Source organism: Rathayibacter sp. KR2-224 (assembly GCF_049446075.1).
Lineage (GTDB): Bacteria > Actinomycetota > Actinomycetes > Actinomycetales > Microbacteriaceae > Humibacter.
Map to the genome: position 1 here is coordinate 1,796,977 of NZ_JBMSEB010000001.1, position 12,223 is coordinate 1,809,199.

Below are 12,223 nucleotides of genomic sequence, written 5' to 3' on the forward strand. Positions count from 1 at the left end.
GCTGCTGGCGGAGTGCCGGCGAGATGCCCGCGCGACTTGCTGTCGAGCATCCGGATGCCTGCACGTCGGCCCCGATACTTCGAGGGTAGTGAGCGGTTCCCTTCGTTTGGCCGCTGTTCGCCGTCGGCGTTACGGATGCGCCGGTGCGGGGCACCGGGTGCATACTCGGCGGCCGGCGCTACTTCGAGGACAGCGCCTGCAGAACCCAGGTGAGTCCCTGGCCGGTGACGGCCACATCCCCGTGGCGATCGATGGTGTTCGGAGTGGCGAAGACCGTGGTGTGCGGCACGTAGTCCATCGTGCAGGGCTTCGCCTTCGGCGGGCCGGCCACGGTGAGCTCGATCTTGTTGTGTCCGGTCAGCTTGAAGCGGCTCGCGATCGGCGGGCACGTCGAACTGCCGTAGAGGGTGACGGTGAACTGGTCCCCGCCCTTGAGCCACACGGAGAACGGCGCACCTCCCGCACTGCTCGCCGGCGCCTCGACACCCTTCGGCTCACCCTTGTAGTCGGTGATGGGCTTCGTGGAGTTTTGAGCGCATCCGGCCAGAGCCAGCACGACCAGACCCGCCACGACGGATGCCGCGACCACGTGAACACGACGACGCGGGCGAATCAGGGTGCGCGGCATGCCTCCATGGTAGGGCGGTCAGTGCCCGCGGCCGGGGAGCCCGGGCGGCGTTCGGGAGGCGACGCTCGCGGTTCGTACTGCGAGCTTTAGACAGCTAATGGGCACCATGGCCCGAAGCGCGGGCGCGGCGATGCGAACGTAGGATGCCGCACATGAGCAACCTGGAGCGGGAACCCGCCGAGCTCGTGACGGTCCCGTCCGGCACGCCGGCGACCGAGCTCACCACCGTCCTCGACACCGCCGTCGAGACCAGCGCGGCAGCCGCAGCCGCCAGCGACACCGCCACCGCCACCGACATCGCGACAGCCAGTGGCGAAGCAGAAGGCAGGGCCGCGCGCGGCAATCCGAGCACGAGCACGAGCACGAGCGACGGCGTCGTGCTGCTCGAACCCCGCGACGTTCCCCTCGGCGGCCCGCGTGCCATGCCCGTGCATCGCACTCTTCCGCAACGCTCGAGGTCGACGATCGGCGGCTGGTGCTTTCTCGATCACTACGGTCCGGACGACGTGTCGGTCACGGGTGGGATGCGCGTGCCTCCGCACCCGCACACCGGCCTGCAGACCGTGAGCTGGCTGTTCCAGGGTGAGATCGAGCATCGCGACAGCGTCGGGTCGCACGCCCTGGTGCGCCCTGGCGAGCTCAACCTGATGACCGCGGGGCACGGCATCAGCCACTCCGAGGACTCGACGCCGGGTACGACGGTGCTGCACGGTGCGCAGCTGTGGCTGGCGCTTCCGGATGCTTGGCGCGGCCAGGCCCCCTTCTTCGAGTGCACGGTGCCGGCGCCCGTTCGCATCGGCGACGCCGTCGCCCGCGTGTTCATCGGGGAACTCGCCGGGGCATCCTCCCGGGCGACCGTCTTCAGTCCGCTGCTCGGCGCCCAGCTCGACCTGGATGCCGGTGCAGAGTTGGTGCTCGACGTGCGGCGCGAGTTCGAGCACGGAATCCTGCTCGATCTGGGCGACGTGTCCGTGGAGGGCGTGGAGGTGCCGCACCGCCACCTCGCCTACGTGCCCACCGGACGTGCGCGGTTGCGGCTGTCGAGCGTGGGCGGGGCGCGCATCCTGTTACTGGGGGGCGAGCCGCTCGGAGAGCAGATCGTGATGTGGTGGAACTTCATCGGCCGTTCGCACGAAGAGGTGGTGACCTCTCGGGAGCAGTGGCAGCACGAAGTGATCGAGGGCGAGGATGCCTCGGGCCGCTTCGGGACCGTCTCCGGTTACCCCGGTCCCCCGCTACCCGCGCCCGTCATGCCGAGCGTGCGGTTGAAGCCCCGGCAGTAGCTCTCGGATCGTCTCGCGGCCGCGCTCAGCGGTACAGCGGACTTCCGTCGGGCCCGGTTGGCACCGGCGTTCCGTCGAGGAACGTGGGCCACGCAAGGGGCGCGCCGCCGACGGCTCGGAAGTCCGGCGCTCCTGTCTGGTCGGCGGGAACGGGCGCACCGTTGGCGAGGCGCGGCCACGTGAGCGGGGGGTGGGATGCAGCGGGCGACGCACCCTGCTGCGCGCCGGGGGCGCTCGCAACGGGCGGCAGCCCCTGCTGCGCCCCAGGAGCCGGCGGCACGGACGGAACGGGCGGGGCGTACCCCGGCTGGGCTGCGCCGGCCGGGTAGCCCGCGGCCGGGTAACCCGAGCCGGGATAGCCAGTGCCGGAATTCCCACTGCCGTACTGGTTTCCGCCGAAGGACGCACCGGGGTAGGCCCCGCCCGCACCGTAGCCCGCGGTGCGCTGCGTACGGTGGCTCCGGTTGATGAGCAGGCCCCAGAGTGGGATCAGGACGAGTGCGACGCCCGCGATGACGGCAAGCGATGCGACGATGCGGCCGTAGAAGTCGTAGTCCCACAGGTGGCTGAACGGATTGGGCGCCGGAATGGTGACCATGACCGCGATCACCCCGAACGCGCCGGCCGAGACGAAGGCCAGCACGCGGGTCACCGTCGTGACCCACCGCGAATACAGCAGCCGCACGAGGTCGGCGAGCGCGAGCATGCCGCGCACGAAGATGAGACACAGGATGCCCCGCCAGATGTCGGCCCACAGAACGAACGGGCCTGAGCCGTTCTCTGTCCAGATGGTGACGATCCAGAGGAGCAGCAGGTAGGCATCCGTTGCCAGCGACGCGAACTCGAACCACTCTGGCCGATATGCGCCGATGACCGTGTCGAGCCAGACGAGCAGGGCGAACACGACGAGCGCGACATCGGTCGTGACGACGCGCCCCAGTGTGTCGCCACCAGCGCCGAAGAGGATGAACGCCACCGAGACGAGCGCGCACGCGGCGACCACGATGAGAACGATGCGAGCACCCCACGCCCCCAGCACACTGGCGCGCTTGCCCGTCGAACCTGTCACAGGACGCCCCTCGCCAACGGACGCCGGGTCGCCCCACGGCGCTGCCGTCTGCCCGGCCGGATTCTCGTTGCTCATCAGGACCTCCTCGTGGTCGCGTCGCCAGCGTATCGAAGGGGTGGGTCCGGGACGACGGAATTCCACAACGGCCTGTCACGCCGGGCGGTTGTCCACATGCGGCTCGCTCACTGCAGGGCGGAGGTCAGCCTCGCAAGGTTGTCGAGCACGGTCGATCGAAGAGGCTGGCGCATCCACTCCTCGAGGGTCAGCTTGGTGCTGGCATCCCGGTAGCCCTGCTCCACCCTGCGGAGGTCCGCCACGAATGACCTGCCCCGCACCATGAGCGAGATCTCGGCGTTGAGCATGAACGAGCGCATGTCCATGTTGCTGGAGCCGATCACCGCCACCTCGTCATCGATCGTGAAGTGCTTGGCGTGCAGGATGTATGGCGCCTTGTACATCCAGATCGTCACGCCCGCCCGCAGCAGCTGCTCGTAGTACGAGCGCTGTGCGTGATAGACGAGCACCTGGTCTCCGATCTCGGACACGAACAACTCGACCCGGATGCCCCGCTGCACGGCAGTGGTGAGTGCGGTCAGCATCGCCTCGTCCGGCACGAAGTACGGAGATGTGATGATGATCTGCTCGGTGGCGTAGTAGAGCAGGGCGAGGAACAGCTTGAGGTTGTTCTCGTTGTCGAACCCGGGACCGCTTGGCACCAACTGGCAGTCGAGCTCCTCCTCGGTGCGCACGGCCTCGATCGGGTCGCGCTCACGCGCCAGCAGCTCACCCGTCTCCGAGTACCAATCGGTGATGAAGATGGCGTTGAGCCCCGCGACGATCGGACCCTCGAGGCGAGCCACCAGCTCTTGCCACTTCAGCCCCCGCCTGATGTTGCTCCGCTTGTTGTAGGTACGGTCGATCACGTTCTGCGAGCCCATGAAGCCGATGCGACCGTCGATCACCACCAGCTTCCGGTGGTTACGAAGGTCGGGCCGTTGGTACTTGCCCTTGAGCGGCTGCACCGGCAGCATGAGCTGCCACTGGGCGCCCATCTCGGTGAGCCGCTTGATCGTGCGCCGGTACTGCGGGGTGCGAAGGGATGCCACGTGGTCGAGCAGCACACGTACGGTCACGCCTCGCCGCACGGCGGCCTCGAGCGCATCGAAGAACGGACCGGTCGTGTCGTCCCACGTAAGGATGTAGAACTCGACGTGCGCGTAACGGGTCGCGGAGTTGATCGCGTCGGTCATGGCATCCAATGACGCGTTGTAGTGGCCGATGAGCGACGCCGAATTGCCGCCGACCAGCGGCATGGAGCCGAGGCTGCGGTTCAGGTGCACGACCGACTCGAGCCATGGCGGCCAGGGATGGTCGCGGCGCAGCCGTTCGATGCCGTCTGTGGACTGAAGGATGAACTCGTTGATCTGCTGCTGGCGCAGCCTCCGCTGCTTCGGGAGCTTGTAGCTGCCGATCAACAGGAAGAACAGCCATCCGATGTAAGGGATGAAGAAGACGGCGAGCAGCCAGGCCGTCGCCGATGTGGGTCGTCGATTGCGTGGAACCACGATGATCGCCACGATGCGGAACGCGAAGTCGACGACCAGCGCGATGACGATGATGATCCAGGTCAGGGTGCCGCTATCCATGCCATTCCCCCATGCACGTGCCCCGCATGTGACGCGGAACGCCGGAGCGGATGCCTGACGCCGGCGACCCCGTGCGTCTAGTGGGGCAACCGGCGGCGAGCGCGCTCCTGTGCCTCGATCTTCGCGTACGCCTTGCGTTCGCTGCGGTCGGCACGCACAACGGCGCGCATCACCGCCCAGAACACGAGCCCGACGAGAACGGTCGGCGCGAGTGCCCAGATGATGCCTGCCCATACGCCGTTCATGATGAGACAAGGATACGCGGGCGAGATAGGGGGAACGGTCGGGGCCGGCTAGGCGCGAGCTGGCCCCGACTCCACCTGTACCACCTCCCCCGCCCGTGCACGAGGCGAGGCGGTGGACCCGCGCTGCACGAATACAGGGAGCGGAGCAGTGAGATCCTGGGGTTGTCCCCCATCGACGACCGTGAGCAACGCCTCCGCCGCAAGCGCACCAAGCTCTCGCACGTCGTGACTCATGGCCGAGAGGGGCGGCAACGTCATTCGGCACACGGTCGAGTCGTCCCACGCCAAAATCGACAGGTCGTCAGGCACAGAGAGCCCTCGCTCTAACACCGCCTCCAGGCCAGCGACGGCCATCAGGTCGTTGTCGAACACGACGGCGGTCGGAGGGTCAGCACGGTCGAGCAGCTCAAGGATGCCCGCGGCGCCGCTCCATCGCGAATAGTCACCTACGACGGTGCGGAGGGTTCCGCCAGATGCAGCCATGGCGTCCGCGAACGCTGCACTGCGAGCTTGCGTGTGCGCGAGCCTCTCGGGTCCGCAGACCCGTCCGATCGAGTGGTGTCCGAGCGCCGCGAGTTCCTGCACTGCGTGGACCGTCGTGGTGTAGTTGTCGACGCGCACGACGGCGCCACCCGCCGCGTCCATGGGCTCACCGAGCGTCACGTGCGGCAATCCGAGTTCTGTGAGCAGCGCGCCGCGAGAATCGTTCACGGTCAGGTCGGTGACCACAACTCCTGCTACGGCACTGGACGCCGCCCAGCGCCTATAGGCCGCAATCTCCTCATCCAGAGTCGGCACCGTCTGCATCAAGACGCGCATGCCGCGCGGGTGCAGCACGTCCTCCATGCCGGAGATGACCTCGCTGTAGAACGTGTCCACTCCTGCGGGCGAGCGTACGAACGCCATGCCGATGGCGGGCGGCACATCATGGGATGCGTTCATTGGACAAGTATCTCCGCAGGCCGCCGGTTCTCTACCGGCCGCGTCAATGGGGCAGGAGGTCGTTCGCCGACCTCAATACGAGACCATCCGTGAATCGTTCAGGATCCACGACCGCGTCGCTCTTGATGTGGAAGGTCGTCGACTCACCCGCGAGCAGTGTCACCAGGCCTCGGTCGACCGTCGCACGTGCGTCAACCCGGTCGACGGCGAGAAAGACGTCGCGTAGATAAGAACGCGCGGTGACCACCACGCGGTATCCGCTCTCCGACTGCGCCGCCCTTGCCTCCGCCGCTGTGGGATCAAGGCGTTGGTCGATGACCTCCGCGCCGTTCCAGACAGCCCTCGCGAACCCTTCGATGTCGGCCACGACGATCTCGCCGGCGGGGTCGCCAAGGGTTGCGACGTCTGAGGGCAACGGGAAATCGGCGGCGGAACGGGGCGGGACGTGGACGGGAATCTGTCGCTCCGCCAGCACGGTGCCGTCGAATGCCACCCGCATGACCCGCGCGAATGCGGAGACGGCATCCGACGTATCGTTCACGAGCACGAGGGCGATGCTGGCGCCGTCTTCCGATGGTGCGCTCTCGCCGGGCCTGGGCTCGACGAAGACGGGCTGTATGGTCGCCAGGCGCGGTGCATACGCGTCACGCATAGCGAACCAGAGCGGCTTACGGTGCTCGTCGAAGTCCACTGCGGCCCAGGAGACCACCGGCCAGTCGTCATTCAACTGCCACAAGATGGTGCCGGTGTTGAACGGCGTGAGCGACCGGAGGTGCTCGATTCCGAACCGGACGGCGTGCGCCTGGTTCAGCTGCGTCGCCCAATGCCAGTCCTCGACAGTGCCCGGCTTCGGCAGGTGCGCCGCCATCCCCAGCTCGAGCTTGAGATTCCCGTGGTCGGCCTTCTGGTGCACGAGCATGTCATGCCCGTAAGGCTCCATGGGTATGTCGTGCACGACGCGACTCAGGGTGCTCCACGCGGGCGGCCCCTGGTACCCGAACTCGCTGACGAACCGTGGGCGGTGGTCACGGTATGCGACGTAATCGCGCTCGTTCCAGACATCCCAGATGTGCATGGTGCCGTTGCGTTCGTCGTTAGGGTGCGCATAGTCGACGAACGAGAACGGGCTTGCCGGCGAGTACGGCCTGGTCGGATCGAGCTCGGCCAGCAGCCGTGGCAAGAGGCCGCGATAGTAGCCGTCGCCCCACGCGCGGCCTGCCAGCACAGGGCGCCAACCCCATTCCACGTAACCCCAGAGGTTCTCGTTGTTGCCGTTCCAGATCGCCAGTGACGGATGCTGCGACAGTCGGGTGATCTGCTCACGCGCCTCGGCCTCCACCTCCTTCGCCAGCCATTCCTCTTCGGAGTAGGCGGCGCAGGCGAATAGGAAGTCCTGCCACACCAGGAGGCCATGCTCGTCGGCGAGTTCGTAGAAGTCGTCCGATTCGTAGATTCCGCCACCCCATACGCGAAGGAGATTGACGTTGGCGTCGACAGCGTCTTTGAGGCGCCGGGCATAGCGGTCGCGGTTCATCTCGGTGATGAACGCGTGATCCGGGATCCAGTTGACACCCCGGATCAACACCGTCTCACCGTTCACACGCACCACAAACTTGTTTCCGGCCTCATCGGGCGAGGTATCTACCACCACCGTGCGGAAGCCGATCCTTCCGTGCCACGAAGCCGGGGTGCCGTGCAGCGACACGTCGACGTCGTATAACGGCTGATCGCCGTGACCGATCGGCCACCACAGCTTCACATCCGGCACCCGCAGCACGACGGATGCCCGCCCCGCTCCGGCGGCGATCGTCGCTTCGGCCCGCACGCCGCCCACACGCACATCGAGGCGGACCGCATCGTGCGTGTTCTCATCTCGCTCAATGTCGACATGCACCGTAGCCACGCCCTCAGCGGCGTCGACGTCGACGAGTGGACGCACTGATGCGATGCGTGCCCCGGACCAGGAATCGATGCCGATGGGCTTCCAGATGCCGCTTGTCGCCACGTCGATTCCCCAGTCCCAGCCGAAGTTCGAGGCGGACTTGCGCAGCTGGTTGAACGGATGATGGTTCACATGCGGCCACACTCCGTACTCGGCGTCGCGCCGCTCCGCCTCCGTTACAGGTGCAGCGAACGTCACAGTCAGCAGGTTCGCGCCCTGCTTGAGCAGTTCGCGAACGTCGAACCGGTAGCTACGGTGCTGGTTCTCGGTGCGCCCGACGAGCCTGCCGTTCAGTTCGATGGTGGCGACCGTGTCTAGCCCGAACGCGACCAGATCATGACGCGTCTGGCCGTCATCGACCCACCGGAATGTCGTCGAGTAGCGCCAGACCGTGCTGCCGATCCATTGCTGCTCCGCTTCGTTGTCGCCGTCGAATGGGTCGGCGATGAGGCCGGCCCGCAGGAGGTCTGTGTGCACCACGCCAGGCACGACGGCTTCCACATCTGCGAGATGCAGACCGTCGGGCGTCGGTCCTTGCACCGCGCTGAGGGTCCAGCCGTCGTGGATCGATGTGAATGTGCTGGGGAAGAACGGCATCGTGATCTTTCTGTTTCGTGATCCTGGTACCCGTGCCCGCATGACTCGGACGCGGCTCGTCCGGCATCGGAGAACGGCCGCGTCCGAGACCTGCGCCGCGCGTTGTCTACGCGCCGGCGAGTTGCTTGAGCCTGAGCTCAGGGTTTGGAGCGGCGGCCGCCAGAAGCTTGGTGTACTCGTGCTGCGGGTTGAGGATGACATCGTCAGCGGGCCCCCGCTCGACGATCTCACCGCGGTACATCACGAGAATCTCATCGGAAAAATGCCTGGCCGTCGCAAGGTCGTGAGTGATGTACAACACGCCGAGGTTCTCTTCACGCTGGAGCGCGGCGAGCAGGTTGAGCACGCCAAGGCGGATCGACACGTCGAGCATCGACACGGGCTCGTCGGCGATCAGCATGCTGGGCTGTGGAGCAAGCGCTCGGGCTATCGCGACGCGCTGCCTTTGACCGCCGGAGAGCTCGTGCGGATGCTTCGCCGCGAACTCGTCGGTAGGGGTCAAGCGCACGCGCTCCAGTAGCCGGGCAACTTCGACGTCGATCTCCGCCTTGCTACTACCTCTTCCATGCAGCTTGAGCGGCCGGGCAAGGTGATGGGCAACGGAGTGGTAGGGGTTGAGCGACGCGAACGGGTCTTGGAAAACCATCTGCACCTCGTGTCGATAATCGCGAAGACCTCGACCGCGCCGGCTGATCGCATTGCCGTCGAGCAGGATTTGCCCCTCGCTCGGATGTTCCAGCTGCAGTAGCAGCTTTGCGATCGTCGACTTGCCGCTTCCGGACTGCCCGACCAAGGCCACGGTCTTACCGGACTCCAGCGCGAAACTCACGTCGTTCACGGCGACAAGCTCCTTCGAGCGCCATCCGCCGCGCACTCGATATCGCTTGAAGACATTGCGGAACTCGAGGGTCGTCATCAGTGGGCTCCTTCGGTTTCGACGGAAGCGGGCAGAGAAGTCGAATTCGCCTCGGGAACCGCGTCCGGGTCCAGACGTGCGTCACGAACCCCCGTGCGGATGAAGTCGCCGCGCTCACCGGTGAGGCTCGGGAACGAGGCGAGCAACTGTTTGGTGTATGCGTGTTGGGGCTTCGTGTAAAGGTCGTACGCGTCGTTCAGCTCGACAATCTCGCCCGCCTTCATGACGGCGATCCGGTCACTGATCTCCAGCAGCAACGGCAGGTCGTGGGTGATGAAGATGACTGCGAATCCGAGTTCGGACCGCAACCGGGTGATCTCGTTGAGGATCTCTCGCTGCACCACCACGTCGAGCGCCGTGGTGGGCTCGTCCATGATCATGACCTGTGGATTGAGCGCCATGGCCATCGCGATCATCACCCGCTGCCGCATTCCGCCGGAGAGCTCGTGCGCGTACGACTTCAAACGATCGCGGCCGACGCCCACGCGCTCCAGCAGGTCACCGCAGAGTTGCACGCGCTCCTTCTTCTTCATCTCCGGACGATGCGCGGTGAAGATGTCTTCGAGCTGATCCTGCACACTGATGACCGGATTGAGCGAGTTCATCGCACCCTGGAACACCATCGAGATCTTGTCCCAGCGGAATGCGCGCAAATCCGCGCCGCCCAACGTAGCCAGGTCTACCGAGTACCCCTCACGGGAGTGGAAAGTGGCGGACCCCGAAGTGATGAGCGCCGGCGGCTTCAGCAGCCGCGTGACGCCATAGGCGAGCGTCGACTTGCCACAGCCGGACTCGCCGGCGAGCCCGAGCACCTCGCCGCGGCCCAGTGTGAGCGAGACGTTCTTCACCGCATGCGTGGTGCGAGCGCCCAGGTAGTCGACGCTGAAGTCGTCGATCGTGAGCACCGGGTCGGTCACGTTACGGGGCGGACGGATGGTCGTGGCCTGGCTCACTTGATGTCCTCCTGCTCGAGACGCTTGATCTGGGAGGCGCTGAGCCCCCACGCCTTGCGGGCCGCTCTGGTCTGGTTGCGCAGCTTCGGGTTGATGATCTCGTCGATCGAGAAGTTGATCAGCGAGAGCGCGCAACCGAAGAGGGCGATCACGAGACCCGGCGGGACGAACCACCACCAGGCGCCCTGCGTGAGTGCGAGATCGTTGTAGGCCTGGAACAGAATGGTGCCTAGCGTGAACGAGTTGTTCGCACCCAGCCCCAGGAACGACAGGCCCGCCTCGCCGAGGATCGCGAAGATGATGGCGAACACGAACTGCGACGCCATCACCGGGATGAGGTTCGGCAGAATCTCCACGACGAGCACGCGCCACGTCTTTTCTCCCGAAACCCTCGAAGCAGCGACGTAGTCCCGATTGCGGAGTGAGAGCGTGACGGCTCTGAGAACGCGAGCCGATCCCGCCCAGCTGGTGATCGCCAGAACGATGGCGATGAGGAAGAGGCCGCGCTGGTTCTGCGGAACGTAGTTGCCGATCACGATGACGAGCGGCAGACCGGGGATGACGAGAATCACGTTGGTGAACAGCGCGAAGCCCTCGTCAACGGCCCCGCCGATATATGCGCCGAGGATGCCGAAGAACGCGGACAGAACGGTGGCGAGCACACCGACGACGACGCCGATCACAAGCGAGCCACGGGTGCCGTACGCGATCTGCGTCCAGACATCCTGTCCGGTTTGGGTGGTACCGAGCCAGTGGTCGGGTCCGGGCGGCGCGAAGGCATTGGTGCTGATCGCGTTGGGGTCACCGACCAGAAGCGGGCCGACGACGCCCCAGAGAATGATGACGCCGGCGATGATCAGGCCGACGATGAGCTTCGGCGAGCGCGAGGGCAGCAGCCTGGCGATGCTGCGCCGGGCGCCGATCGCCGCCGGTGCGACGTCGGTCGTTGCGACTGTGGATGCCATGAGTCACCTCCTATGAGCGAGCGCGTGTGCGCGGGTCGATGAGTCCGTACAGCACGTCGACCACGAGGTTCGCGGCGAGCACCGAGAGTGAGATCACGAGGAATACGCCCTGCATGAGCGCATAGTCGTCGTTCGCGACCGAACTGAAAAGCAGTTGGCCGATGCCCGGGTAGCTGAAGACCTGCTCGGTCACAATCGACCCGGCGACCACGAATCCGAGTGAGATCGCGAATCCGGAGAGCGAGGGCAGCACCGCATTCCGGGCCGCGTACGTCATGCGCACCCGCCTGGGGTTCAGGCCCTTCGCCTCCGCTGTGACGATGTAGTCCTCGGAGAGCGTGGAGACCATCATGTTGCGCATGCCGAGCATCCATCCGCCGATCGAGGAGATGACAATGGTCAGAGCGGGCAGGAAGCCGTAGTAGACGGCGCTGCCGACGAAGTCGAGGCTGAAGCCCGGCGTCGTGGTGGCCACGTTGTAGCCGCCTGCGTAAGGAAAGAGCGGCACGACTCGGGTGAGCACCAGAACCAGGATGAGCGCGAGCCAGAAGTATGGAACGGCTTGGAACATCGTGGTCACCGGGATGAGGTTGTCGAGCCACGATCCGCGCTTCCAGCCGGCGAGCATGCCGAGGCCGATTCCCACGATGAACGAGATGAGCGTGGCCAGCCCGACGAGCGCGATGGTCCAGGGCAGCGCCTGGCCGATCACCGTCGTGACCTTCTCCGGGTAGTTGGTGAGCGAGATGCCGAGGTCGCCGTGCAGCAGGTTCACGATGTAGTCGCCGTACTGCTGCAGCAGGCTCCCGCTGCCACCGCCGAGTTCGACCTCGAGGGCGTGCCTGGTGCCAGGAGTGACCGGCTGGCCGGCCGCACCCATCTTGGCGATCATGATGTCGACCGGGTTGCCCGGCATCATGCGAGGAATCAGGAAGTTCAGCGTCACCGCGGCCCATAGGGCGACGACGTAGAACGCGATCTTCTGAAGGTAGAACCGCATCTGAAGTCTGCTTTCTGCGCGGTCGTGAGTCGGGCGG

At 65.9% G+C, this 12,223-nt stretch carries 11 protein-coding genes; 1 reads left to right on the plus strand and 10 read right to left on the minus strand.

Features of this window, described 5'->3' with window-relative positions:
- Positions 1 to 178 precede the first annotated feature (178 nt).
- A complete protein-coding gene (locus ACO2Q7_RS08130; protein WP_423355100.1) occupies positions 179 to 628 on the minus strand; it encodes a hypothetical protein in 450 nt (149 codons plus the stop codon).
- Between the two features lie 152 nt (positions 629 to 780).
- Between ACO2Q7_RS08130 and ACO2Q7_RS08135 the strand changes: the two genes are divergently transcribed.
- The gene (locus ACO2Q7_RS08135; RefSeq protein WP_423355101.1) at positions 781 to 1,911 is read left to right on the plus strand and encodes a pirin family protein; all 1,131 of its coding nucleotides are present in this window, start codon (positions 781 to 783) and stop codon (positions 1,909 to 1,911) included.
- A 25-nt stretch (positions 1,912 to 1,936) separates the two neighbouring features.
- Here ACO2Q7_RS08135 and ACO2Q7_RS08140 read toward each other — a convergent pair whose 3' ends face one another.
- The 9 genes from ACO2Q7_RS08140 to ACO2Q7_RS08180 form a co-directional block, all read right to left on the minus strand.
- Entirely contained in the window at positions 1,937 to 3,055 is a 1,119-nt protein-coding gene (locus tag ACO2Q7_RS08140; protein ID WP_423355102.1) for a hypothetical protein, read from the minus strand.
- 107 nt (positions 3,056 to 3,162) lie between these two features.
- Entirely contained in the window at positions 3,163 to 4,626 is a 1,464-nt protein-coding gene (gene cls / locus ACO2Q7_RS08145) for a cardiolipin synthase (protein ID WP_423355103.1), read from the minus strand.
- 77 nt (positions 4,627 to 4,703) lie between these two features.
- Positions 4,704 to 4,871 carry a hypothetical protein gene (locus ACO2Q7_RS08150; RefSeq protein WP_423355104.1) on the minus strand — a complete coding sequence of 56 codons (168 nt, stop codon included), beginning with the start codon at positions 4,869 to 4,871 and terminating at the stop codon, positions 4,704 to 4,706.
- Between the two features lie 48 nt (positions 4,872 to 4,919).
- Entirely contained in the window at positions 4,920 to 5,813 is an 894-nt protein-coding gene (locus tag ACO2Q7_RS08155) for a LacI family DNA-binding transcriptional regulator (RefSeq protein ID WP_423355105.1), read from the minus strand.
- A 43-nt stretch (positions 5,814 to 5,856) separates the two neighbouring features.
- Entirely contained in the window at positions 5,857 to 8,352 is a 2,496-nt protein-coding gene (locus ACO2Q7_RS08160) for a glycoside hydrolase family 2 protein (protein WP_423355106.1), read from the minus strand.
- 106 nt (positions 8,353 to 8,458) lie between these two features.
- Positions 8,459 to 9,268 carry an ABC transporter ATP-binding protein gene (locus ACO2Q7_RS08165; RefSeq protein ID WP_423355107.1) on the minus strand — a complete coding sequence of 270 codons (810 nt, stop codon included), beginning with the start codon at positions 9,266 to 9,268 and terminating at the stop codon, positions 8,459 to 8,461.
- The gene (locus tag ACO2Q7_RS08170; RefSeq protein ID WP_423355992.1) at positions 9,268 to 10,185 is read right to left on the minus strand and encodes an ABC transporter ATP-binding protein; all 918 of its coding nucleotides are present in this window, start codon (positions 10,183 to 10,185) and stop codon (positions 9,268 to 9,270) included. The genes ACO2Q7_RS08165 and ACO2Q7_RS08170 overlap by 1 nt, the downstream gene beginning before the upstream one ends.
- 32 nt (positions 10,186 to 10,217) lie before the next feature.
- Positions 10,218 to 11,186, minus strand: coding sequence for an ABC transporter permease (locus ACO2Q7_RS08175; protein WP_423355108.1), 969 nt, complete (start codon positions 11,184 to 11,186; stop codon positions 10,218 to 10,220).
- Positions 11,187 to 11,196: 10 nt separating this feature from the next.
- Positions 11,197 to 12,186, minus strand: a complete 990-nt coding sequence (locus tag ACO2Q7_RS08180; RefSeq protein ID WP_423355109.1) for an ABC transporter permease — start codon at positions 12,184 to 12,186, stop codon at positions 11,197 to 11,199.
- Positions 12,187 to 12,223 lie beyond the last annotated feature (37 nt).